The 22,689-nt window shown below is 73.6% G+C and carries 21 protein-coding genes; 6 read left to right on the forward strand and 15 right to left on the reverse strand.

Going from position 1 to position 22,689, the window contains the following annotated elements; genetic code table 11:
- Positions 1–12 precede the first annotated feature (12 nt).
- The 4 genes from ACFYUV_RS40635 to ACFYUV_RS40650 all read right to left on the reverse strand — a co-directional run bounded on the left by ACFYUV_RS40635 (position 13) and on the right by ACFYUV_RS40650 (position 4,279).
- Positions 13–633 carry a LysE family translocator gene (locus ACFYUV_RS40635; RefSeq protein ID WP_387678876.1) on the reverse strand — a complete coding sequence of 207 codons (621 nt, stop codon included), beginning with the start codon at positions 631–633 and terminating at the stop codon, positions 13–15.
- A 17-nt stretch (positions 634–650) separates the two neighbouring features.
- Complete coding sequence (locus tag ACFYUV_RS40640; RefSeq protein ID WP_387678879.1) at positions 651–1,598, reverse strand: quinone oxidoreductase family protein; 948 nt, start codon at positions 1,596–1,598, stop codon at positions 651–653.
- Between the two features lie 129 nt (positions 1,599–1,727).
- Positions 1,728–2,651 (reverse strand): virginiamycin B lyase, encoded by a 924-nt coding sequence (locus tag ACFYUV_RS40645; RefSeq protein WP_387678881.1) that lies wholly within the window; start codon positions 2,649–2,651, stop codon positions 1,728–1,730.
- A complete protein-coding gene (locus tag ACFYUV_RS40650; protein ID WP_387678884.1) occupies positions 2,645–4,279 on the reverse strand; it encodes an ABC-F family ATP-binding cassette domain-containing protein in 1,635 nt (544 codons plus the stop codon). The genes ACFYUV_RS40645 and ACFYUV_RS40650 overlap by 7 nt, the downstream gene beginning before the upstream one ends.
- 170 nt (positions 4,280–4,449) lie before the next feature.
- Between ACFYUV_RS40650 and ACFYUV_RS40655 the strand changes: the two genes are divergently transcribed.
- The gene (locus ACFYUV_RS40655; RefSeq protein WP_387678887.1) at positions 4,450–4,986 is read left to right on the forward strand and encodes a TetR/AcrR family transcriptional regulator; all 537 of its coding nucleotides are present in this window, start codon (positions 4,450–4,452) and stop codon (positions 4,984–4,986) included.
- Positions 4,987–5,145: 159 nt separating this feature from the next.
- Here the strand turns inward: ACFYUV_RS40655 and ACFYUV_RS40660 are convergent, their stop codons facing one another.
- The 8 genes from ACFYUV_RS40660 to ACFYUV_RS40695 are packed head-to-tail and all read right to left on the reverse strand — an operon-like array spanning position 5,146 to position 12,634.
- Positions 5,146–5,295 (reverse strand): hypothetical protein, encoded by a 150-nt coding sequence (locus tag ACFYUV_RS40660; RefSeq protein WP_358294834.1) that lies wholly within the window; start codon positions 5,293–5,295, stop codon positions 5,146–5,148.
- A 45-nt stretch (positions 5,296–5,340) separates the two neighbouring features.
- A complete protein-coding gene (locus ACFYUV_RS40665; RefSeq protein WP_387678890.1) occupies positions 5,341–7,014 on the reverse strand; it encodes a serine/threonine-protein kinase in 1,674 nt (557 codons plus the stop codon).
- Positions 7,015–7,038: 24 nt separating this feature from the next.
- Entirely contained in the window at positions 7,039–7,989 is a 951-nt protein-coding gene (locus ACFYUV_RS40670; protein ID WP_387678893.1) for a hypothetical protein, read from the reverse strand.
- A 54-nt stretch (positions 7,990–8,043) separates the two neighbouring features.
- Positions 8,044–8,757 (reverse strand): HAD family hydrolase, encoded by a 714-nt coding sequence (locus ACFYUV_RS40675; protein WP_387678896.1) that lies wholly within the window; start codon positions 8,755–8,757, stop codon positions 8,044–8,046.
- Positions 8,750–9,820, reverse strand: coding sequence for an ABC transporter ATP-binding protein (locus ACFYUV_RS40680; protein WP_387678899.1), 1,071 nt, complete (start codon positions 9,818–9,820; stop codon positions 8,750–8,752). The genes ACFYUV_RS40675 and ACFYUV_RS40680 overlap by 8 nt, the downstream gene beginning before the upstream one ends.
- Positions 9,817–10,671: an ABC transporter permease subunit gene (locus tag ACFYUV_RS40685; protein ID WP_364336370.1), complete on the reverse strand. Its 855-nt coding sequence runs from the start codon at positions 10,669–10,671 to the stop codon at positions 9,817–9,819. Before ACFYUV_RS40685 ends, ACFYUV_RS40680 begins: the two co-directional genes overlap by 4 nt.
- Positions 10,659–11,483 carry an ABC transporter permease subunit gene (locus ACFYUV_RS40690; protein ID WP_358294824.1) on the reverse strand — a complete coding sequence of 275 codons (825 nt, stop codon included), beginning with the start codon at positions 11,481–11,483 and terminating at the stop codon, positions 10,659–10,661. The genes ACFYUV_RS40685 and ACFYUV_RS40690 overlap by 13 nt, the downstream gene beginning before the upstream one ends.
- Positions 11,480–12,634: an ABC transporter substrate-binding protein gene (locus ACFYUV_RS40695; protein WP_358007763.1), complete on the reverse strand. Its 1,155-nt coding sequence runs from the start codon at positions 12,632–12,634 to the stop codon at positions 11,480–11,482. The genes ACFYUV_RS40690 and ACFYUV_RS40695 overlap by 4 nt, the downstream gene beginning before the upstream one ends.
- Positions 12,635–12,746: 112 nt before the next feature.
- Here ACFYUV_RS40695 and ACFYUV_RS40700 point away from each other — a divergent pair, with 112 nt between their 5' ends.
- The 3 genes from ACFYUV_RS40700 (at position 12,747) to ACFYUV_RS40710 (ending at position 17,480) form a co-directional block, all read left to right on the forward strand.
- Positions 12,747–13,493 carry a GntR family transcriptional regulator gene (locus tag ACFYUV_RS40700; RefSeq protein ID WP_387678904.1) on the forward strand — a complete coding sequence of 249 codons (747 nt, stop codon included), beginning with the start codon at positions 12,747–12,749 and terminating at the stop codon, positions 13,491–13,493.
- Between the two features lie 79 nt (positions 13,494–13,572).
- On the forward strand, positions 13,573–13,839 hold the full coding sequence (locus tag ACFYUV_RS40705; RefSeq protein ID WP_352323492.1) for a DUF6504 family protein: 267 nt from the start codon (positions 13,573–13,575) through the stop codon (positions 13,837–13,839).
- Positions 13,839–17,480, forward strand: a complete 3,642-nt coding sequence (locus ACFYUV_RS40710) for a DNA polymerase III subunit alpha (RefSeq protein WP_387678907.1) — start codon at positions 13,839–13,841, stop codon at positions 17,478–17,480. Before ACFYUV_RS40705 ends, ACFYUV_RS40710 begins: the two co-directional genes overlap by 1 nt.
- Positions 17,481–17,502: 22 nt before the next feature.
- Here ACFYUV_RS40710 and ACFYUV_RS40715 read toward each other — a convergent pair whose 3' ends face one another.
- Positions 17,503–18,174 (reverse strand): DUF4328 domain-containing protein, encoded by a 672-nt coding sequence (locus ACFYUV_RS40715; RefSeq protein ID WP_387678909.1) that lies wholly within the window; start codon positions 18,172–18,174, stop codon positions 17,503–17,505.
- Positions 18,175–18,289: 115 nt separating this feature from the next.
- The gene (locus tag ACFYUV_RS40720) at positions 18,290–18,937 is read right to left on the reverse strand and encodes a response regulator (protein ID WP_387678912.1); all 648 of its coding nucleotides are present in this window, start codon (positions 18,935–18,937) and stop codon (positions 18,290–18,292) included.
- 91 nt (positions 18,938–19,028) lie between these two features.
- Between ACFYUV_RS40720 and ACFYUV_RS40725 the strand changes: the two genes are divergently transcribed.
- On the forward strand, positions 19,029–19,706 hold the full coding sequence (locus ACFYUV_RS40725; protein ID WP_352323488.1) for an ABC transporter ATP-binding protein: 678 nt from the start codon (positions 19,029–19,031) through the stop codon (positions 19,704–19,706).
- A complete protein-coding gene (locus ACFYUV_RS40730; protein WP_387678915.1) occupies positions 19,703–21,640 on the forward strand; it encodes an FtsX-like permease family protein in 1,938 nt (645 codons plus the stop codon). The genes ACFYUV_RS40725 and ACFYUV_RS40730 overlap by 4 nt, the downstream gene beginning before the upstream one ends.
- 19 nt (positions 21,641–21,659) lie before the next feature.
- On the opposite strand, the gene ACFYUV_RS40735 is transcribed toward ACFYUV_RS40730, so the two are convergent.
- The gene (locus ACFYUV_RS40735) at positions 21,660–22,661 is read right to left on the reverse strand and encodes an LLM class F420-dependent oxidoreductase (RefSeq protein WP_387678918.1); all 1,002 of its coding nucleotides are present in this window, start codon (positions 22,659–22,661) and stop codon (positions 21,660–21,662) included.
- Positions 22,662–22,689: the final 28 nt, after the last annotated feature.

Genomic DNA, 22,689 nt, shown 5'->3' on the forward strand with positions numbered 1-22,689 from the left:
GCGAGCCTGGGATCAGTCGTGAAGGGCGAGCTGGAGCCCGAACCCGACGATGACCACGCCGGTCACCCGGTCGAGGATCCGCCGTACGCGGGCCGACCGCAGGACGTCGCTCATCAGCGAGGCGAACCCGATCAGCACCGCGCTCCACGCCAGCCCCTCGGCCACGTGCACCCCGGCCAGCAGCAGCCCCATCGCCGCGTGCGGCGCGCCGGCCGGGATGAAGTGCGGCAACATCGCCACGTAGAACGCCCCCACCTTGGGGTTGAGCAGGTTCGTGAGCAGGCCGCGCCGGAACCCCTTGCCGAAGCCGAACGCGCGCTGCCCGTCCTCCTCCTCGCCCGCCCGCGCCTTGGCGAGGAGCATGCGCACCCCCATCCACACCAGGTACGCCGCCCCCGCCCAGCGCAGGACGTCGTAGGCGAACCGCGAGGCCGCCAGCAGCGCCGACAGCCCCGCCGCGGTGAGCACGCCCCAGACCAGCGTGCCGAGCTGGATGCCCAGCACCACCCCCCAGGCCGCCCGCCTGCCGGTGAGCAGCGACGTGCGCAGGGTGAGAGCCGTGTCGAGCCCCGGCGTGATCGTCAGGAGCGCGACGACGGCAGCGAACGACCAGACTGCCGCATTGATGTCCACAAGGGGCGAGCGTAGCGCTAGGGAATCAACAGCAACTTTCCGGTCGTACGCCGGGCGGCCAGGTCCTCGTGGGCCCGTCGCGCCTCGGCCAGCGGGTAGCGCTCGGACACGTTGATCCTGAGCTGCCCCGAGGCGATCCAGCCGAACAGGTCGGCGGCCCGCCAGAGCAGCTCCTCGCGCTCGGCGACGTAATGGACCAGCGTGGGCCTGGTCAGGAAGAGCGAGCCGGCGCGGTTGAGCACCTGCGGATCGAGCGGCGGGACCGGGCCGCTGGCCGCGCCGTAGAGGGCCATGAGCCCGCGCGGGCGCAGCGCCTCCAGGCCGCCGTCGAACGTCGTCCTGCCGACGCCGTCGTAGACGACGTGGATCCGGCCGCGCAACGCGTCGGCGAACTCGTCGTAGCCCAGCACCTCGTCGGCACCGGCCGCGCGGGCCAGCTTCTCCTTCTCCGGCGTGGAGACCGTGCTGTAGACCTTGGCGCCGCGCAGCTTGGCGACCTGGATCAGCAGCTGGCCCATGCCGCCGGCGCCGGCGTGCACCAGCACCTGGTCGCCCTCCTTGACGTCGTACGTCGAGTGGGTGAGGTAGTGGGCCGTCATGCCCTGGAGCATCGCCGCCGCGGCCAGCTCGGCGGACACGCCGTCGGGCACCGGCACCAGCCGGTCGGCCGGCACCACGGCCTTCTCCGCGTAGCTGCCCAGCACGCCGGCCCAGGCCACGGTGTCGCCGACGGCCGGCCCGTCCACCCCCGGCCCGACGGCCGAGACCACGCCGGCCCCCTCGGACCCGATCGGGGTCGGCACCGGGAGCGGGTAGGCGCCGGAGCGGTGGTAGATGTCGATGAAGTTGACCCCGCTGGCCGCGACGTCGACCACGACCTCCCCGTCACCCGGCACCGGATCGGGACGCTCGACGTATTCGAGAACCTCTGGACCGCCCTGGGCGGAGACGATGATGGCATGCATCCCCCCAGTCAACTCCGCCCCAGCCCCCCACCGCCACCCCGCCCCACCGCGCCGCCGAAGGTATCCGAGGACCGCCAGCACCCGCCACGGTCACCGGGGCCCGCGCGGCTCACCGGTTGGGCGCAACCGTCACTGGTCGGGGGTGGGTGAGGGGGGCAGGATGCGGGCCAGGGCGCCGGCTTCCAGGGCTACCCAGATCGCTCCGTCGGCACCGACCGTCAGCCCGTGCGGCTCGCTGCTGCCGGCGGCGCCCGGCTCGCCCTGCCCGGCGGTCGCGGACGGCGGCACCGGCACCGAGGGCAGTGGGTGCTCCTCGATCGCGCCGTCGACCGTGATGCGGCCGAGACGCCCGGCGGCCCACTCGGTGAACCAGAGCGCGCCGTCGGGACCGGCCACGATGGCGTGCGGACGGCAGGCCCGATCGGGCAGCGGGAACTCGGTGATCTTCCCGGCCGGATCGATCCGGCCGACCTGCCCCGCGCCGATCTCCACGAACCACACGGCCCCGTCGGGCCCGAGCGTGATGCCCACGGGGGCGGCGCCCTCGGTGGGCAGCGAATGCACGGTGACCTCCCCGGACAGCGAGATCCGGCCGACGGCGTGGCCCTGGTTGATCGAGAACCAGAGCGCGTCGTCGCCGCCCACCGTGATGAAGGCGGGCATACCGCCCTCCACCGGCACGTCGAAGTCGGAGCGCTCGCCGTCGGCGCCGATGCGCCCGATGCGCCCGCTGCCCATCTGGGTGAACCACATCGCCCCGTCGGGCCCGGCGACGATCCCGTACGGCGAGTCGGCCGGGTACGCGGTGACCTGGCCGTCGCCGGTGATGCGGCAGACCCGGCCGCCCTTGCCCTCGGTGAACCACATCGCGCCGTCGTGGCCGGGCACGATCACGCCGGGCTGCCCGTCGGCCGGGTCGAGCTGGTGGATCACCGGCTCGTGCCCCGGCACCAGCCTGCCGACACAGCCCTGATGGACGAGCGTGAACCAGAGCGCGCCGTCGGCGGCGGTGGCCACGCCGTAGGGCGAGCCCGCGGAAATCATGGTCAACATACGTGTCCCCCCGTCAGTCGGATCTCGGTGCCCGTGAAACGGCGCCTCAGCGCCCGGTCGTGCGTGACCATGACCACCGCCCCCTGGTAGGCGGCGAGCGCGTGGTCGAGCTCGTCGGCCAGGACGGGCGACAGATGGTTGGTCGGCTCGTCGAGCAGCAGCAGGTCGTGCTCCCCGATGAGCAGCCTGGCCAGCGACAGCCGGCGCCGCTGGCCGACCGAGAGCTCGCCCACCCGCCGGTCGAGCGCGTGCGCGGGGAAGAGGCCGGTGTCCAGCAGGGCCGCGCGCCGCTCGTCGGCGTAGCCGTCGTGCCCGAACGCGGCGAGCACGGCCAGGCCGGGGTCGAGGTCGTCGTCCTGGGGGAGGTGGCCGGCCCGGCACCCGGCGCGCTCGGCCAGGACCCGCAGCAACGTGGACTTGCCCGCCCCGTTGGGCCCGCTCACCAGCACCCGCTCGCCCGGCCGGACGGTCAGCGACCCGACATGGAGCCGGTCGCCGACGTGCACGTCACGCAGCTCCACCAGGGGCGCGGCCGCGGCCGGCCCGTCGCCCGCCGGACTGTTGCCCGCCGGACTGTTGCCCGCCGGACTGTTGCCCGCCGGACTGTTGCTCACCGGACCGTTGCTCACCGGACCGTCGCCCGCCGGAACGGGAGCGCGGAAGGCGGCCCGGAAGCGGAGCGGGGCCGGCGGGCGGGGGACCGGCTCGTCCTCCAGGCGGCGCAGCCGCTCGTGGGCGTTGCGCACGCGGGTGGCCACCGAGCTCTGGACGCGGCCCGCGTTGCGGTCGTAGGCCATCTTGTTGTTGTCCCTCATGGCCCGCCCGGCCGCCACGCGGTGAGCGGTGGTGGCGGCGTGCTCGCGCACCTGCCGGACCTCCTCGCACCAGGCCGCGTACGCCTGCTCCCACCGCGCCCGCGCCGCCGCCTTGGCGGCCAGGTAGCCGCTGTAGCCGCCGCCGAACCGGGTGACGGCCCCCTCCTCGACCTCCAGGACGGCGGTGGCCACCTGGTCGAGGAAGACCCGGTCGTGGGAGACCACGACCACGGGCCCCCGGTGACCGCGCAGCCGCTCTTCGAGCCAGGTCAGCGCCGGCTCGTCGAGGTGGTTGGTCGGCTCGTCGAGCAGCAGCGTGGCGGGGTCGGCGGCCAGCACGCAGGCCAGGCCCAGCCGGGCGCGCTCGCCGCCCGACAGGCTCGACAGCACCCGGTCACGGGCGACGTGCGCCAGGCCGAGGCCGTGGAGGGCCTTGTCGATGCGCGCGTCGGCCGTGTAGCCGCCGCGGGCCTCGTAGGCGGTCAGTAGCTCGCCGTATTCGTCCATGACGTCGTCGGTGAGCGCCGACTCCAGCTCGCGCAGCCTCCGCTCCATGGCCCGCAGACCGGCGAGCGCGTGGTCGACCGCCTGCTGGACGGTGTGACCGGGCGGCAGGCCGAGCGTTTGGCCGAGATGGCCGACATCGCCGGTGACGCCCGTGACGCCGGTGACGCCGGTGATGGTGATCTCGCCGTCGTCGGGCTGTTCGACGCCGGCCAGCAGCCGGAGCAGGGTGGACTTGCCTGAGCCGTTCTCGCCGACGACGGCCAGGCGCTCGCCGGGGCCCACGGACAGGGACACATCGGTGAGCACGACGCGGTCGCCGTACGACTTGCCGAGCCTTCGGACGTTGATCAGGATGGAACTCCAATCGCAACTGTTGTAGCTTTAGTTTGGCACAGGCGAAGCCGCAAACGCAACTGGAGTAGGTTTTGGAACCGAGCAGACGTCCTGGAGGGCGCAGCGCGCGAGTTCGCGACGCCGTGCGCCAGGCGACCCTGGCCGAGCTGGCGGCCCATGGCTTCCGCGGCCTGACGGTCGAGAACGTGGCCGAGCGGTCGGGCGTGCACAAGACCACCGTCTACCGGCGGTGGGGCAACGTGGAGGGCCTCATCTCCGACGCCCTGGAGCTGGCCAAGGACGAGCCGTGGCCGATCCCCGACACCGGCTGCGTCGAGGGCGACCTGCGGGCGGTCGTCCAGCTCGTCCGCGGCGGGTTCGCCGACCCGGAGCTGGGGCCGGTGTCGTCGGCGTTCGTGGCGGCGGCCGTCCAGAGCCCGGAGGCGGCGCGGGCCCTGCACGCGTTCTTCGCCGCCCGGCACGACCAGTCGGCCGAGGTGGTGCGGCGCGCGATCGCCCGTGGCGAGCTGCCCGACGTCGTCGACGTCCGGGAGGTGATCAGGGTGGCCGTCGCCCCGGTCTACTACCGGCTGTTCGTCGCGCACGAGCCGGTGAGCGAGCGGGACGCCGACCGCGCCGCCGACGCCGCCCTGGCCGCCGCCCGCGCCGGGATCCTCTGAGAACCCCGATCAGAGCGGCAGCCGCAAGAAGCGACCGACGGAAGCGGCACCGCGAAGAGGCAGCCGCGAACAGGCGGCCGACGCAAGCGGCCGCGGAGAGGCCGCCCGTGCGGGCGGCCGCCCGGGAGAGGCAGCCGCGAAGAGGCGGCCGCGGGCTGGTCAGTGGCGGCGGGGGCGGAGCCGGTCGAGGAAACGCCGGGCCTTCTCCTGGTTCTGCGGGTCTCGGGCCATGCGCTTGGCCTTCTCGACGGTCTGCCTGCCTTCAGGGCTGCGCAGGTACGCGCGCACCCGGTCCATGAGCTTCGCCATGCACACCCCCTACCCCGATGACCGCCGGGAACGCGGCCCGCCGCTCTAAGGCTCCTTCTGCCCCCGCAGCTCGAAGTCGTCGAACGTCATCTTCAGCGACGACTCGCTGTCCTTGGGCGTACGCGCGAACAGCCCGACGTACCCGTTGCCGAGCCCGTTGGGGTCGTCGGCCTGCTGCACCCGTTTGTCGTTCACCCACATCGTCAGCCGCACCCCGGTGCCGCGCTGCTCGCACGAGGCCACGATGCGCACCCGGCCCTCCGGCTTGGCCACCTTGGCGGGCTGGGTCAGCGTGCCGCCCGCGCCGTCGTACACGCGGCGGATCCGCGCGTTCCCCTCGGTGTCGAGGCCGAACTCGTAGTAGGTGTCGTCGTCGTCGGAGTTGTGGCAGTAGATGCCGTACTCGCCGCTGCCGGCGTACTCCCGGATCTCGGCGGTGACGCCGACGACCACCGACGACGGCAACATCGGCGTGGGCGTGGCCGAGGGGTCGGGGGTGTTCGTGGGCGTGGCGACGAGGAAGGGGATCGGGGCCTTCGCCCACTGCTCCTCGCGGCCGTCCTCCACGTCCAGCCCGTACGTGCCGTCCGTGCGGTAGCCCTTGCTGCCCGTGGTGTCGGGGTCGTACGTGCCGAGCCAGCCGCCGGAGGTCTGCGTGAAGTCCTCGCGGTACAGGACGCCCAGGTCGTCGGGCGGCCCGCTCGGAGTGAGCACGGCCCAGGCCGTCGCCGCGGCGGCCACCAGCACCGCCGCGGCGGCCGCGCCGATCCCGAGCAGCCTGCCGCGCCGCTTCGCCGCCGTGTCGGCCGCCGTGTTGGCCGCGGTGTTGGCCGCGGTGTCGGCAGCAGTGGGCGCGGCCTCGGTGAACGGCGTGGTGGCGTGCTGCCAGGCCACCTGCACGGTGTGCGCCGCCTGCTCGGGCGCTGCCGAGCGGCCCACGAGGTGGTCGAGGAGCTGCTGCGCGGTGGGCCGCACGGCGGGGTCCTTGCGCAGCGCGGCCGCGACCAGCTCGCGCAGGCCGGGATCGACGTCGTCGAGGCGGGGCTCGGTGTTGAGCACCTGGTAGACGATGGAGGGCAGCGTGTCGCCGCCGAACGGCGCCCGCCCGCTCGCCGCGTACGCGATCAGGCAGCCCCACGAGAACACGTCGCAGGCGGGCGAGACCGGCTCGCCGCGCAGCACCTCGGGGGCCATGTACCGGGGCGTGCCGACCAGCTCGCCGGTGCCGGTGACGCCGCCCAGCGTGTCGAGCGCCCGCGCGATGCCGAAGTCGATCACGCGCGGCCCGACCGGGGACAGCAGCACGTTCGACGGCTTGAGGTCGCGGTGGACCACCCCGGCGCCGTGGATGGCGGTCAGCGCGGTGGCCACGCTGACGGCCAGCGCGTCGAGGCTGGAGCCGCGCAGCGGCCCCGACTGGCGTACGGCCTCCTCCAGATTGGGGCCCGGCACGTACTCGGTGACCACGTAGAGCAGGTCGCCGTCGAGCGCGGCCTCGATCACCGCGGCGGTGCAGAACCTGCGGACGCGGCGAGCGGCGTCGGCCTCCCGGCGGAAGCGCATCCGGAACTGCTCGTGCTGACTGAGCTCCGGATTGATCACCTTGATGGCGACCCGCTGCCCAGTGGGATCCTCGGCGAGGTGGACCGTGCCCATGCCGCCCCGCCCGAGCACGCTCAGCAGCCGGTAGCGCCCGATCTGGGATATATCACCGCTCACGGCGGCCCAGCTTACCGATCGCGGCTATCCGCCGCAGGACGCGCACGCGATGCGCGTGCGCCGCGCGTACGACCAGGCCGCCACGGCCATCCCGGCGCCCCACACCACGTACCCGGGCACGGCCACCCAGAAGAACGCCTCGGGCAGATCGCCCCCGGAGAACGGCACGCCCCCGCTGAGCCGTTCGGCGGCCATCTGCCCCAGCGCCACCCCGAAGTAGGCCAGCAGCCCGCCGGACACCCCTGCCCCCGGCCACAACACCAGCCGGCGCGGCACCGGGCGCCCGGCCAGCCACGGCACCCATCCCGGCCACACCCGCCCGAACCGGTGGACGAGCGCCAGCGGCAGCAGCGTCCCGGCGAGCAGGAACTCGATCTCGAACGCCACCGCCCCGGCACGGTACGGCACGACGTCGAACCCGACGGCCGCCTGCGCCGCGATCCGCGCCAGGCAGCCGGCCACGGAGACGTAGGCCGCCGCGAAGGCCCACCCCGGCGTACGCGCGAGCACCCGGGACGAACGCCGCCCGCACGCCGCGCAGGCCCCCGCGGCCCGCCGCCGGTAGGCCGCGGCGGACCGCCAGAGCAGCACCCCCGAGCCCACGCAGGCCGCCTTGCTGAGCGCCCCCGCCCACGAGAACGGCATGCCGAGCCCCGGGACGACCACCGACACCACGTCGAGCAGCAGCAGCGCCCCCGACACGATGAGCGCGCCGCCCACCGCCCACGCCAGCGCCGGCGGCGCCCATCCCAGCGGGCCGTCCGGGCGCGCGGCCATCAGGACGACCAGCGCCGCCGCGGCCGCCGCGCACAGGCCCACCGCGGCCCAGCCGGTGAACACGATCAGGTCGGACCCGATCGGCGACATCCGCTCCGGCATGTGGCCGAGCTCCCAGTAGACGCGCAGGCCGCCGTAGAGGACGACCAGCGCCAGCGCGACGGCGGGCGTCCTGACAATTCTCACGTCGGGGCTCATGCACGAGATCCTGCCGACGCCCGCGGGCCCGTCCCTCCCCTGCGGGAGGCGGGTTCATCCCCCGTGCGGGGGAGCGCCGCGCAGCCCGGCCCGCACCTGGGCCAGCCCGCGCGCGGGGTCCACCACCAGCACGCGGCAGCCCGCGGCGGTGGCCGCGGCCACGCCTGCCGGGCTGTCCTCGACGGCCACGCACCGCGCCGGGGCCACCCGCAGCCTGCGGGCCGCCTCCAGGTACGGGTCCGGGTGCGGTTTGCCCCGGGCGGTGTCCTCGTCGGCGATCACCAGGTCGAACGCGTGCCCGAGCCGGGGCAGCACCAGCTCCACGATGCCGCGGGGGGAGGCGGTCACCAGCGCGGTCGGGACGTCCGCCGCGGCCAGCTCGGCCAGCAGCTCCGGCGCCCCCGGCACGACCGTCAGCCCGGTCCTGACGCGCTCGGCGAACGCCTCGGTGAGCGCGCCCGCGACCCTCTCCGCGCTCACCCCGCCGCTCATCCCGCCGACCCCGTCCACCAGGTATGCGGCCGTGTCGCCCACCGTGCGGCCCGTCACGTGCGGCGCGTCGGCGGCCGTCAGCGCCCGGCCCAGCGACCGGGCCACCGACGCCGCGGCCTGCCACCAGAGCCCTTCGGTGTCCACCAGCGTGCCGTCCATGTCGAACAGGACCGCGTCCGGCATGCCGTCCGAAGAGGACGGGACCGCGTCGGACATGCCGTCCGAAGAGGACGGGACCGCGTCGGACACGATCGCGTCGGCCGGCCTGTCAGGCATCGGCCGACAACACCGGCGCGGGCGCCGTCACCGTACGGGCGGCCACCAGCACCGGACGCTCCACCAGCCGGACCGTGACGCGGGCCCCCGCCCCCAGCCGGGCCGCCTCGTGCCCCGGCACGTCGGCCAGCACCTCGCCGCCCTCCAGCGACAGCCGCAGCCGCACCGAGGCCCCCCGGAAGGACGCGGCCAGCACCTCGGCGCGGCCGTCCGGGTCGGGCGTCACTCGGACGGCCTCGGGCCGGATCAGCACGTCCACGTCGGGCTCGGCGGGCGCCGGGCCGTCCACGGGAAGGAGCTGGCCGAGCACGGTGACGCCGTCCCCGGACAGCCGCCCGGCCAGGTGGTTCATGGCTCCGACGAACTCGGCGACGAACGGCGTGGCCGGCCGGTCGTAGACCTCGGCGGGCGGCCCGCACTGCTCCAGCCGTCCCTCGCGCAGCACCGCGACCCGGTCGGCGATCGACAGGGCCTCCTCCTGGTCGTGGGTGACGAAGACGGTGGTGATGCCGAGGTCGAGCTGCAACCGGCGGATCTCCTCGCGCAACGTCACCCGCACCTTGGCGTCGAGCGCCGACAGCGGCTCGTCGAGCAGCAGCACGCGCGGTTCGAGCGCGAGCGCGCGGGCCAGGGCGACGCGCTGCTGCTGGCCGCCGGAGAGCTGGTGCGGGAAACGGTCGGCGTGCGCGGGGAGGCCGACGAGTTCGAGCAGCTCGGCGGCCCTGGCGTGCCGGACGGCCGCGGGCGCCTTACGCACGCGCAGGCCGAAGGCCACGTTGTCGCGGGCGTTGAGGTTGGGGAAGAGCGAGTAGGACTGGAAGACCATCCCGGCGTCGCGCTTGTTGGCGGGCACGTTCGTGATGTCCTTGCCGTCCAGCAGCACCGCGCCGGAGTCGGGCCGCTCGAACCCGGCCACGCAGCGCAGCGCCGTCGTCTTGCCGCAGCCCGACGGCCCCAGCAGGGCGACGAACTCGCCGGGGGCGATGGTGAGGTCGAACCCGTCGAGCGCGACCGTCCTGCCGAAGACCCGGCGCAGCCCGCGGAACTCCACCGCAGCGGTCATGATTTCTTCCTTCCACTGAAGACGGTGGAGACGGCGAGCAGCAACGCCCAGATCAGCAGCAGGCTGAGGATGGAGACCGCGACGGACAGCTGACCCTTGGAGCCGGAGACGGTCACGATCCAGACCGCGAACGGCTCGTAGCCGAGCAGGCTGGCCACCGTGTACTCGCCCAGCACCAGCGCGAGCGTCAGGAACGACGCGCTGGCCAGGGCCGAGCGCAGGTTCGGCACCACGACCCGCAGCAGCACGTGCGGCCAGGACGCGCCCAGGTTCCGGGCGGCCTCGACCAGCGTGCGCACGTCCATGGTGCGCAGCCCGGCGTCCAGCGAGCGGTAGACGAACGGCAGCACCAGCACGACGTAGGCGAGCACGAGCACGACGGGGAACCCCGGGTCCTGGATCGCGATCAGCGTGCCCCAGAAGGGCGTCGGCGCCAGGATGTCGGCCCCGTCCCGCAACGACGTCGTCAGCCCGGCCACGAACGTGATCGGCGGCACCACCAGCGGCAGCGTGCACAGCACCTCCATCACCGGCCGCAGCCGCGGCGCGAACAGCCGTACGGCCAGCATCGCCGGCAGCGCCAGCAGCAGGACCAGCACGATCGTCGCGGCGGCCAGCGACAGCGACAGCAGCAGCGAGCGCGCGAAGCCCTCGGCCGTCAGCAGCTCGCCGTAGGCGGAGAACGACACCCCGGTGGCCGGGTTGTGCACCGTGTACCAGAGCGAGGCGCCGAGCGGGATCAGGAAGTAGGCCGCGGCCAGGGCGAACACCAGGCCGCGCCACCAGCGGGGCCGGGCGGGCGGTTTCGCCGCCGCGGCGGCGACGGGCTCCAGCCCGGTCAGCGCAGCCATCGGGAGCTCCTCCTCTGCAGCGGCAGGTAGATCGCCATCACCAGCCCGGCCACCACGATCATGTCCAGGCTGAGCGCCAGCGCGATGTTCTCGTAGCCGACCAGCACGTCACCGGTCAGCGCGCTGGCGATCTTCAGGGTGACCAGCGGCACGACGGTGCCCACCATGGCGTTGGCGGTCGCGTACGCCGAGAACGCCGACCCGAACAGCAGCACCACCCCGCCCAGCATCGCGGGCGCGAGCACCGGCAGCGCGACGAAGCGCCAGTAGTGCCAGGCGGTCGCGCCGCTGTTGGCGGCGGCCTCGCGCCACTGGGGCTTCAGCCCGTCCAGCGCGGGCGCCATGACCAGCACCATCAGCGGGATCGCGAAGTACAGGTAGACGATCACCAGCCCCCAGAACGTGTACAACGACCCCGAGGGCAGCCCCACCAGGCCGCTGATCACGCCCGAGTTGCCCAGCGTGGCGATCCAGAAGAACGCCAGCGGCACCCCGCCGAAGTTGGCCAGCACGCCCGAGGCGGTCAGCACGGCCTCGCGCAGCAGCGTGAAGCGCGAGGTCACCACGGCGTAGGCGAGGAACGTGCCGAGGACGGCCCCGGCCAGCGCCACCACGGCCGACAGCTTGACGCTCCCGGCCATGGCGACGAGGTAGCCGCCCTGGAGGCTCTGCGCGAGGTTGGCCAGGCTCGGCCGTCCCTGGACGGTGAAGGCCCCCGCGACCAGCGCGACCGCCGGGACCCCGAAGACGAGGGCGAAGAAGGCCAGCAGGGGCAGGGCGCCGGCCCAGCCCCTGGAACGCGGGCGGGTCATCCCGAGATCGCGGCGTCCCAGCCGCTGGCCAGCTTGGCCTTGGCCGCGTCGACCTGCTCGGGCGTGGGGAACTCGGGCGTGCCCTCGACCTGGGGCAGCTTCGCGGCCAGCGCCTTGTCCACCGTGCCGTCGGAGGTCATGGACGGCAGCAGCACCGGACGGGCGAAGCCCTTGAGGTAGAGGTTCTGGCCCTCGGCGCTGTAGAGGTACTCCTGCCACAGCCTGGCCGCCGCCGGGTGCGGGGCGTCCTTGTTGACGGCCTGGGCGTACATCTGGAAGTACTTGCCGTCGGTCGGCACGTTCACCTTCCAGTCGAGGCCCTTGGCGGCCATCTGGGGGGCGTAGGCGGCGTTGTTGTAGTCCCAGTCGATGCTGATCTGGGTCTCGCCCTTCTCGATGGTCGCCGGGGTCGTCTCGACCGGGTTGTAGTTGCCGGCGTCCTTGAGCTTCTTGAAGAAGTCGATGCCGGGCTGGATGTCGTCGAAGGAGCCGCCGCTGGCGATCGCGGCGGCGTACACGCCGGCGAAGGCCGAGCCGGACTTGGTCGGGTTGCCGTTCATCGCGACCTTGCCCTTGTACTCGGGCTTGAGCAGGTCGGCGTAGCTGGTCGGGCAGTTGGCGATCTTCTTGGCGTCGCAGCCGATCGAGACGTAGCCGCCGTAGTCGTTGGTCCAGAGCCCGGTCGGCTCCTTCTGACCCTCGGGGATCTTGTCGAACGACTGCACCTTGTACGGCGCGAACAGCCCTTCCTTGGCGCCGCTGATCGCGAACGACTGGCCGAGGTCGAGCACGTCGGGGGCGCGGTCCTGGCCCTTGCGGGTCTTGACGGCGTTGATCTCGTCCGCGCTGGCCGCGTCGGGCGTCTCGCTCTCGATCTTGATGCCGTACTTGGCCTCGAACGACTTGATGATCTCGCCGTAGTTGGCCCAGTCGGGCGGGAGCGCGATGACGTGGAGGTTGCCCTCCTTCTTGGCGGCCTCGACGAGCTTGTCGAAGCCGCCGAAGTCGGCGGCGGAGGCGGCGGTCGCCGCGTTCGCCCCGCCTTCGGCCGTCTTGGTGGTCTGCTGGCTGCTCGGGGCGGCGCCACACGCCGCGGTGACAACGGTAAGGGCCGCGATGACGCCGGCCGTACGGGCGCGAGGTGTGAACACGTCGCCTCCACTCTCCGGGGGGTGTGGAAAGAACCTAAGGGAACTTGTACAAACAAGCGAGCACCAGTAAGTCGCATAAACATTGCTCTTTCGTGAATGGAGAAGGTCGCGAATGGTTGCGCGCTATGAACGGATAGCCGCTGAGCTGCGTGATGACATCCTGGCGGGCGCGTACCCGGTCGGCTCCCAGCTCCCGAGCGAGGCCGAGCTGGCCGCCCGGCACCGGGCGGCGCGCGGGACCGTGCGGCAGGCGGTGGCCGTGCTGGTCGCCGAGGGGCTGGTGGGGTCGAGGCAGGGCGCCAGGCGCATCGTGCTCGGCAACGCGCGCAGCCAGAGCTTCGCCGAGCTGCACAGCTTCGCCCAGTGGGCCAGGGCCAACGGCTACCGCATCGGCGGCCAGGTGATCTCCCAGCGCCGCCGGGCCGCCACCGCGCCCGAGTCCGCCAGGTTCGGCGGGGGCGAGGTGCTGGAGGTGCTGCGGCTGCGCTCGCTGGAGGGCGAGCCCGTCCTGGTCGAGCGGACCGTCTACGCCGAGTGGGTGGCCCCCGCCGTCGAGGCGCTGGCCGCCGACTGCGCGTCCGTCACCGAGGCCCTGTACGAGTCCGTCGGCCTGATCTTCGCCTACGGCGAGCACCTCATCGACGCCGTGCCCGCCGGCGCGGGGGACGCCCGGCTGCTGGGCGTGCGGCGCGGCAGCCCGCTCCTGCGCCAGCGCCGCGTCACCACCACGCACGAGGGCCGCCCGGTGGAGTCCTCCGACGACCGCTACCGGGCGGGCAGCGTCACCTTCAGCATCCGCAACTCGATCGACGCCAACCCCCTGACGCGGCGGGCGGGCGACTTGCGCTTCGGGCCGTAAGAACATATGTTCGATACATAAGCGCCCGTCTTCCCCCGGGTGGCTCAGCAAAGGAACCAGAGCCGCGGGGAGAAGCGTCTTGAGCAGACTCTATGGCGATCCGATAGAGGTGTGGACCAGAGACGGCGAGCCGACCCAGTTCGTCTGGCGCGACCGGCTCTACCTCGTCCGCAACGTGCTCGACCACTGGGTCGTGGCGCGCGAGTGGTGGAAGACCGGCGAGGGCGACCCCGGCGAGCGCCGCTTCTGGCGGGTGGAGGCGAGCCCGGGGCGCGAGGTCGGCTCGTACGAGCTGCGCTACGACACCGCCGGCGACGGCTGGCTGCTGCTGCGGGCGTGGGACTGATGGCGCCCCCGTTCCCGCACCTCGACGTGGCCTCGGCCTACTCCATGAGGTACGGCACCGCCTTCCCGCACGCCCTGGTGGAACGGGCCGTCGAACACGGCATGGACATCCTCGCGCTGACCGACCGCGACGGGCTCTACGGCGCGGTCAAGCACGTCCAGGCGTGCGCGGACGCCGGGATCGCCCCCGTGGTCGGCGTGAACCTGGCGCTCGACGCCCCGGCCGTCCCGGCGGCGCCCGGCATGCGCGCGCCGCGGCCCAGGACCGGGCCGGACGCCGAGGACCGGGTCACCGTGCTGGCCCGCTCCGGCGGCTGGTCGCGGCTGTGCCGCCTGGTCACCGCCGCGCACGCCGCCGGCGAACGAGGCGCGCCCAAGGTGACCCGCGAGCTGGTCGGCGCCTGGGCCGGGCCGGCGGGCGGCGACCACGGGTTCGGCGCCGAGGACGGGCTCGTGGTGCTGCTCGGGCCGCGCTCCGACGTCGGCCGGGCGATCGCCGAACGCCGCGACGAGCAGGCCAGGACGCTGCTCGGCCGGTGGCGCGCCGCCGTCCCCGGCGTGGTGATCGAACTGGTCGACCAGTACGGCTTCCGCGACGCCACCACGGCCGTCCGCATGCTCGGCCTGGCCGAGTCCGCCGGCGTGCCGGCCGTGCTGACCAACGCCGCCCGCTACCTCGACCCGGCCGACCACCAGGTCGGCGACGTGCTCGACGCGGCCCGCCGGCTCGTCCCGCTGCACCCCAGGCACCTGGAGAGCACCACCTCGCACGCCTATCTCAAGAGCACCAAGGAGATGTGGCAGGTGGCGGCCAAGGTCTGCGGCGCCGACCGGGAGCGGGTGGCCCGGCTGCTGTCCACCACCAGGCGCCTGGCCGAGGCGTGCTCGATGGACCCGCTGCGGCTGCTCGCGCTCAGGAACGACCCGCCCGACCTCAACCTGCCCGAGGTCGGCCGCGACCCGGTGCCGCTGCTGCGCAACCGCGTCGAGGACGGCCTGGTCAGGCGCGGCCTCGACCGTTCGGGGGAGGCCAGGGAACGCCTGCGGGCCGAGCTGGACGTCATCGAGCGCAAGCGCCTGTCGGGGTACTTCATCGCCGTGGCCGGCATCACCGACATGATCCGCGGCATGGACATCCGCTGCGCCATCCGCGGCTCGGGCGCCGGCAGCCTGGTCAACTACCTCATCGGCATCGGCGAGGTGAACCCGCTCGAACACGGCCTGCTCATGGAGCGTTTCCTGTCGGAGGGCCGGGTCGGCCTGCCCGACATCGACGTGGACGTGGAGTCTGCCCGCCGGCTCGACTGCTACAAGGCCATCTTCGAACGCTACGGCGAGGCCCGCGTGGCCTGCGTGTCCATGATGGAGACCTACCGCGCGCGCAGCGCCATCAGGGACGTCGCCGGTGCGATGGGCCTGCCGCCGCACGAGATCGACGCCATCGCCAAGGCGTTCCCGCACATCAGGGCCAGGCAGATCACCGCGTCCCTGGCCGACCTGCCCGAGCTGCGCGAGAGCCGGCTCGGCGAGGCCGGGCTCGACCGGGTGTTCCGGCTGGCCGAGAAGCTCGACGGCCTGCCCAGGCACATCGCGCTGCACCCGTGCGGCGTGCTGGTCGGCAACTCGGGCCTGCGCGACAGGACGCCGGTGGAACGCAGCCTGCTGGAGTTCCCGATGTCCCAGTTCGACAAGGACGACGTGGAGGAGGCCGGCCTGCTCAAGCTGGACGTGCTGGGCGTGCGGATGCAGTCGGCCATGGCGTACACGCTGAGCGAGATCAAACGCGTGGACGACATCGAGGTCAGGCTGGACGAGCAGGCCGGCGACGACCCCGGCGTCGAGTACGTCCCGCACGACGACCAGGAGACCTACGACATGATCTGCGCCAGCCGCACGCTCGGCTGCTTCCAGATCGAGTCGCCGGGCCAGCGGGAGCTGGTGGCCAAGCTGGAGCCGCGCCGGATGCACGACCTGATCGTGGACATCTCCCTGTTCCGGCCGGGGCCGGTCAACTCCGACATGGTCACCCCCTACCTGGAGGCCAGGCACGGGTGGCGGCAGCCGTACTACCCGCACGCCCGGCTGCGCGAGGCGCTGAAGGAGACGCACGGCGTGGTCGTCTTCCACGAGCAGGTACTGAAGATCATCTCGGTGATGACGGGACGCGACCTGTCCTTCGCCGAGACCCTGCGGCGCACCCTCGGCACGCCGGAGGGCCGGGAGCGGGTGCGCAAGGCGTTCGTGCCGCTGGCCAGGGCCAACGGGTTCGGCGACGCGGCGGTGGAGCGGGCCTGGAAGGTGCTCGACGCGTTCGGCGCCTTCGGGTTCTGCAAGGCGCACGCGGCGGCGTTCGCGCTGCCCACCTACCAGTCGGCCTGGCTCAAGCGGCACCACGCGGCGGCGTTCTTCGCCGGGGTGCTCACCCACGAGCCCGGCATGTACCCGCCGCGCGTCATCATCGACGAGGCCCGGCAGTGCGGGGTCGAGATCCTGCCGCTCGACGTCAACGGGTCCGGCAAGGACTGGCGGGTGGAGCGGCTCGGCCCGCGCCCGCCGCTGCGGCTCCGGGTGAGCCCGTCGGAGCTGGGGGAGGAGCGGCGTCCGGTGCGGCAGGAGTTCAGGATCGGGGAGATCGGCCGCGGTTACGCGCTGCGGGTGCCGTTCTCGGCGATCAAGGGGGTGAGCGAGGCCGAGGTCGAACGCATGGTGGCCGGGCAGCCGTACACGTCGCTGGCCGACTTCTGGGACCGGGCCAGGCCCTCGCGCCCGACCATCGAGCGCATCGTCCAGGTCGGCGGCCTCGACGCGCTGCACGGCCTGCGTCCCGGTGGCCCCCGCTGGCGTCCGGGCGAGCTGACCCGGCGCGACCTGATCGCCCAGGTGGGGGCGCTGGAGCGGGCGTCGTCGATCGGCGTGCGCTCGGCCGCGCCCCGGTCCAGGCGCTACACCGCGGCGCCGCCGCGTCCCCGGGCCGAGCCGCCGTCCACGCAGCTGCCGCTCGGCTTCGGCGAGCACCTGCCGCCCGGCGAGCTGCCCGAGATGACGGAGACGGAGATGGTCGAGGCCGAGCTGGAGATCCTCGGCATCGACGTCAGCCGGCACGTCATCAGCTTCCACGACGAGCTGCTCGACGCGCTCGGGGTGGTGCGCTCCAAGGACCTGCTCGCCCAGCGCAACGGCGCGGAGGTGCTGGTCGCGGGGGTGAAGGTGGCCACCCAGACGCCTGCGGTGCGCTCGGGGCAGCGGGTCATCTTCACCACCCTCGACGACTCGACGGGGCCGGTCGACCTGACCTTCTTCGAGTCGGTGCAGGGCAGGTGCGCGGCGACGGTGTTCGGCTCGTGGCTCATGCTGGCCAGGGGGGTGGTCCGCCGTACGGGGGCCCGCGCGGTCTCCATGCGCGCCGTCGACTGCTGGAACCTGACCGACCTGGACGCGCTGTGGCGGGCGGAGGGCGTGGAGGCCGTCCGCGCCCTGCTCGACCGGGCCCCCGAAGAGCGGCCCGGCGTCGGCGGACGCAGGATCGAGTACGCCAACGGCTTCCGGCTCTCGCCCTACTCCGACCTCGGCCCCGCCATCGCCGCCCCGCCCCGGCAGCTCTGGCACGCCAGCCCCGGCAGCTCCGGCCCGACGGCGGCCTGACCCCGTACCCGGCCGGCGGTCGTCAGCCGGTGTGGCCGAACGGGGCCGAGCCCTGGGCGGGCCGGGTGGTCAGCCGGGTCACGACCTCGGGGCCGGGCGCGGACTCGGCGACCGCCGCGCGCAGCCGTCCGGCCACGTCGAGCCGCTGGACGCGGGTGACCTCGCGGACGGTGGCGGCGCACAGCAGGGCCGCCACCACCGCGCCGCCCAGCTCCAGCAACCCCACCCCGGTCAGCCCGTCGGAGGCGGACTCCAGCGGGAGGCGGACCGTGACCAGCGTCAGCATGCCCAGCCAGCTCAGCCACCACGCCGTCAGCAGCACCAGCCACCGCCCGCGCCGCCCGGACGGCGGCTTGGCCCGCCGCCAGATGTCGTCGACCAGCAGCGCGGGCGCGACCAGGTTGACGACGGGGATCAGCCACGCGGCCGCGACCGGGCCGGTGGGGCTGGAACGGTCCTTCACCTGACGGGCGCGCACCAGCCAGGTCACGTAGGCGGCCCCGGCGGCGACGGAGGTGCCCGCGACCAGCATCATCAGCACCGCGAACGTCGTCACCGCCCCCACGACCGCCTCCGCCTGCGCCCCGTGGGGACGGCCGCCGAACGCGGCGAGCTGGACGGCGAGATGACGGCCGCGGGACCGCTCGAAGACCACGAGGGCGCCCAGGGAGAGGACCTGCGCGGCAAGCGTCACGTATACGGCGGAAGCAGCTTTGGTTGGCGGTGCCTGGGCGTAGCGCACGATGTTCTCCCCCCGGGCCATGCGCTGAGGTTCTGACTCACTTGTATCCCGTGAGCACCGCTGTTAATCAGCTCACCACGCCGGATTCCCACGCCCAAGCTGCGATTCCCACCCGATTGCGGACACCGAGTTTCGCCTGGATGCTGCCCAGGTGCGTCTTCACCGTCGACAGCGACACGAACAGCTCGGCGGCCACCTCCTGGTTGGTGCGTCCCCTGGCCACCAGGCGCACGACGTCGAGCTCGCGCTCGGTCAGCGGGCCGTTCGGCGGCTCGGCCGCCCGCCGGGGCTGGGTCAGGTGCTGCAGCAGCCGGACGGTGACCGACGGCGACACCAGCGCGTCGCCTCCGGCGGCGGCCCTGACCGCCTCGATGAGCAGCGTGGGGCCGCTGTCCTTGAGCAGGAAGCCGGTGGCCCCGGCGCGCAGCGCGCCGTAGACGTACTCGTCGAGGTCGAAAGTGGTGACGATGACCACCCGCATCGGGTTCTCCACGCCCGGCCCGGCCAGCACGCGGGTCACCTCCAGCCCGTCGAGCTTGGGCATCCTGATGTCGAGCAGGCACACGTCCGGCCGCAGCCGCCTGGCCTCGGCCACGGCCTCGGCGCCGTCGGCCACGGCGGCCACGACCTCCATGTCCGGTTGAGCGTCCAAGATCATTTGGAAGCCGGTGCGCACCAGCTGCTGGTCGTCGGCGATGAGAACCCGAATAGTCACGGCTCAACTCTAAGGATCAGCCGTTCGGCCGAGGCCGAAATGGACGCACGGCCGATCCGCCGCCACCCCCCGCCGCGGAAGGGTTGGGGCCATGAACGACGTGCTTGTTGGACGAGCCCTGGCCAAGCGGTTCGGGCAGACGGTCGCCCTGGGCGGCGTGGACATCACGGTACGGGCGGGAGAGGCCGTGGCCATCATGGGCCCGAGCGGTTCCGGCAAGTCGACCCTCCTCCACTGCCTGGCCGGGATCATGAAGCCGGACGACGGCGAGGTCCACCTGCTGGGCCAGCGCATCGACGCCATGGGCGAGCGCCAGCGCAGCGCCCTGCGCCGCACCCGCTTCGGCTTCGTCTTCCAGTTCGGCCAGCTCCTGCCGGAGCTGCCCGCCGAGGAGAACGTGGCGCTCCCGCTCATGCTGGGCGGCGTGCCGCGCGCCCAGGCCGTACGGCAGGCCCGCGAGTGGTTCCCGCTGCTCGGCCTGCACCAGATGGAGACCCGGCGGCCCGGCGAGCTGTCCGGCGGCCAGGCCCAGCGCGTGGCCATCGCCAGGGCGCTGGTGAGCAAGCCGGCCGTGGTCTTCGCCGACGAGCCGACCGGCGCGCTCGACCAGCAGACCGGCCAGGACACCATGCGCCTGCTCACCGAGGCGACCAGGCACAACGGGGCCTGCCTGATCGTCGTCACGCACGACCCCAACGTGGCCGCCTGGTGCGACCGCACGGTCGAGGTCCGCGACGGCCGCCTGCTCGCCCACGGGGTGACCGCGTGAACCTCGACCTGACCTGGCGGCTGCTCAAGGGCGGCGGCCGCAGGGGCATGCTGGGCACCTGGCTCACCTTCGGCGCGGTCGCGGTGGCCACGGCGCTGCTGCTGTTCGCCGTCGCCGCGAACGTCGCCTTCGGCGCCAGGGCCGACCGCAGCGCCTGGCGCAACCCCGTGGCGGCGGCCCAGAAGGACGCGGTGGCCGTCGAGGCCTCCCGCTTCGACTACGTGGACGGCAGGACGATCACCGTCGTCGACCTGGCCGCGCTCAAGCCGGGGGCGCCCGCCCCGCCCGGCATGCCGCGCTTCCCGGCCCCCGGCGAGGTGTGGCTGTCGCCCGCCCTGTCCGAGCTGGCCGCCGAGTTGCCCGCCGACCGGCTGGCCAAGCGCTACCCGGCGCCGAAGGGCGTGCTCGGCGACGAGGCGCTGGTCCAGCCCGAGGAACTGGTCGCGGTGGTCGGCCACGCGCCGGACGCGCCCGCGATGACCGCCGAGCGCAGCGACGACTGGATCCTCGGCAAGCCGCCGGTCAGGGTCGCGACCCTGGCGGGCACGCCCAGCGAGGACGCCGAGGCGTACCAGGTGCTGGCGCTGATCGCCAGCGTGCTCATGGTGGTGCCGCTGCTGGTGTTCGGCGGCGCGGCGGCCAGGCTCACCGTCGCCCGGCGCGACCAGCGGCTGGCCGCGCTCAGGCTGATCGGCGCGACGCCGGGCCAGGTGGTCGGCATGACGGTGGCCGAGGCCGTGCTGGTCGCCTTCGCCGGGGCCCTGGCCGGGGCCGTCGCGTTCGGGGCGGCCGTGCCGCTGCTGGCGCGCATCCCGATCCAGGGCGGCACCTGGTTCGTCGCCGACCTGTTCCCGAACCTGCTGATCCTGGCCGGCGTGCTGGTCGCGGTGCCGCTGCTGGTGGGGCTGTCGGCGGTGGTCGGGCTGCGCCGGGTCGTGGTCAGCCCGCTCGGCGTGGCCAAGCGGGAGACGCCGCCCGGCATGCGGTTCGTCCGCGTGCTCGCGCTGCTCGCGGTGCTGGCCGTGTTCCCGCTGCTCACCAGGGGGACCAGCGTGGCGATCGTGGCCGTGGCGCTCGGGCTGGCGTTCCTGTGCCTGAACCTGGCCGGGCCGTGGGTGGTCGGCCTCATCGGCAAGGTCGCGGCCGGGACCGCGCGCAGGCCCGCGCGGCTGCTGGCGGCCCGCAGGCTGGTGGACGATCCGCGCTCGGCCTGGCGGACCGTCAGCGGCGTGGCCCTGACCGGCTTCGTGGCCGGGTTCCTCGGCCTGCTCAGCCCCGGCGCGTTCGGCGGGGACGCCGGGCCCGCCCAGCTCAGCGTCGTGGCGCCGGTGGGGGAGACGGCGAAGGTGGCCGACCAGGCCCGCGACCGGCTCGCGCGGGCGGGCGTCACGGCCACGGTGAAGACCGTCAAGCACACCGTGGTCGCGGCGCTCGGCAGCGGCGCCGACGACGTCGTGGTGGACCGGGCGCGCACCGCGCTGAGCGACCTCGTGCCGGGGCGCACCCCGACGACGAAGGCCGACGACCAGCGCTTCGGCCTGCAGATCCTGGCCGACGTGCGGGTGGGCACGATCGTGGTGCTGTCGGTGTCGTTCCTGGTGGCGATCGCCAGCGCGGGCATCACCGCGGCCTCGTCGGTGCTGGACCGGCGGCAGACGTACGCGCTGCTGCGGCTGGCGGGCACGCCCCTGGAGGTCCTGGACCGGGCCCGGCGGGCCGAGACGCTGATTCCGATGGCCGTGATGGGCGGCGGCGCGATCATGGTGGGCGCGTTCTGCGCGATGCCGTTCATGATCGGCGGGGTGAGCACGAGCGGCGTGGTCACGCTGCTGGTCTGCGTGGGCGCCGGCTTCGCGGGCGTGATCGGCGCGGGCGCGCTGAGCAGGCCGCTGCTGCGCTCGGTGACCGAAGACCCGGCCCCCCGGCCGGACTGACTCCCTGGCCCGGCGCGGATCAGCCGAGCACGAGGTCGCGGACCGTGCGCAGCGACTGCTCGTCGCGCGGTCCCATCACCAGCAGGCTGGTGACCGGGCTCTTGTGCCACAGTTCGAGCCGTTCCCTGATCCGGCCGGGCGGGCCGACGAGCGAGATGCCGTCGGCCAGCTCGTCGGGGATCGCCCGGAACGCCTCGTCCTTGCGGCCGGCCAGGTAGAGCGCCTGGATGTGCTCGGCCGCCGCGGCGAAGCCCATGCGGCCGATGATGTCGGCGTGGAAGTTGCGCTGCTTGGCGCCCATGCCGCCGATGTAGAGCGTGAGCATCATCTTGACGCCGTCGAGGGCGGCCCTGACGTCGTCGGAGATGACGACCATCACCATGGCGGCGATCTCGAAGCCGGGGTCGCGGCCCGCCAGCGCGTCGCCGTACATCTCCTCGATCTTGCCGGGGAAGGCGAACAGCGGCAGCCAGCCCTGCGCGACCTCGGCGGCCAGGGCGACGTTCTTCGGGCCCTCCGCGCCGAGGTAGACGGGGATGTCGCGGCGCAGCGGGTGGGTGATGAGCTTGAGCGGCTTGCCCAGGCCGCCCGCCAGGGGCAGCGGGTAGTGGGCGCCGTCGCTGGTCACGGGCTCCTCGCGGCGCCACACGCGGCGCATGATCTCGACGTACTCGCGGGTCCTGGCCAGGGGCCTGGCGAACGGCTGCCCGTACCAGCCCTCCACGACCTGCGGGCCGGAGGCGCCGATGCCGAGCAGCAGCCGGCCGCCGGTCAGGTGGTCGAGCGTCATCGCGGTCATCGCGGTCGTGACCGGCGGGCGGGCCGAGATCTGCGCCACCGACGTGCCCAGCTTGATCCGGCTCGTACGCGCCCCGTACCAGGCCAGCGGGGTGAACACGTCACTGCCGTACGCCTCGGCGGTCCACACCGAGTCGTAGCCGAGTCGTTCGGCGGCGAGGACGGTCTCCGTGGCGTCGTCGGCGTCGCGCTGCCAGTAACCGAGGTTCAGGCCGAGCTTCATACGCACCTCCGGAATAAAGTTCCATTAC

Source organism: Nonomuraea sp. NPDC003560 (assembly GCF_042878785.1).
Taxonomy (GTDB): Bacteria; Actinomycetota; Actinomycetes; order Streptosporangiales; family Streptosporangiaceae; genus Nonomuraea.

Excerpts from the sequence above, each read along its gene's own strand:
- ACFYUV_RS40710 (WP_387678907.1), top strand. The coding sequence starts at position 13,839 with ATGGCGCCCCCGTTCCCGCACCTCGACGTGGCCTCGGCCTACTCCATG.
- ACFYUV_RS40700 (WP_387678904.1), top strand. The coding sequence starts at position 12,747 with ATGGTTGCGCGCTATGAACGGATAGCCGCTGAGCTGCGTGATGACATC.
- ACFYUV_RS40680 (WP_387678899.1), bottom strand. The coding sequence starts at position 9,820 with ATGACCGCTGCGGTGGAGTTCCGCGGGCTGCGCCGGGTCTTCGGCAGG.
- ACFYUV_RS40685 (WP_364336370.1), bottom strand. The coding sequence starts at position 10,671 with ATGGCTGCGCTGACCGGGCTGGAGCCCGTCGCCGCCGCGGCGGCGAAA.
- ACFYUV_RS40675 (WP_387678896.1), bottom strand. The coding sequence starts at position 8,757 with ATGCCTGACAGGCCGGCCGACGCGATCGTGTCCGACGCGGTCCCGTCC.
- ACFYUV_RS40640 (WP_387678879.1), bottom strand. The coding sequence starts at position 1,598 with ATGCATGCCATCATCGTCTCCGCCCAGGGCGGTCCAGAGGTTCTCGAA.
- ACFYUV_RS40735 (WP_387678918.1), bottom strand. The coding sequence starts at position 22,661 with ATGAAGCTCGGCCTGAACCTCGGTTACTGGCAGCGCGACGCCGACGAC.
- ACFYUV_RS40660 (WP_358294834.1), bottom strand. The coding sequence starts at position 5,295 with ATGGCGAAGCTCATGGACCGGGTGCGCGCGTACCTGCGCAGCCCTGAA.
- ACFYUV_RS40690 (WP_358294824.1), bottom strand. The coding sequence starts at position 11,483 with ATGACCCGCCCGCGTTCCAGGGGCTGGGCCGGCGCCCTGCCCCTGCTG.
- ACFYUV_RS40670 (WP_387678893.1), bottom strand. The coding sequence starts at position 7,989 with ATGAGCCCCGACGTGAGAATTGTCAGGACGCCCGCCGTCGCGCTGGCG.
- ACFYUV_RS40725 (WP_352323488.1), top strand. The coding sequence starts at position 19,029 with ATGAACGACGTGCTTGTTGGACGAGCCCTGGCCAAGCGGTTCGGGCAG.
- ACFYUV_RS40645 (WP_387678881.1), bottom strand. The coding sequence starts at position 2,651 with ATGTTGACCATGATTTCCGCGGGCTCGCCCTACGGCGTGGCCACCGCC.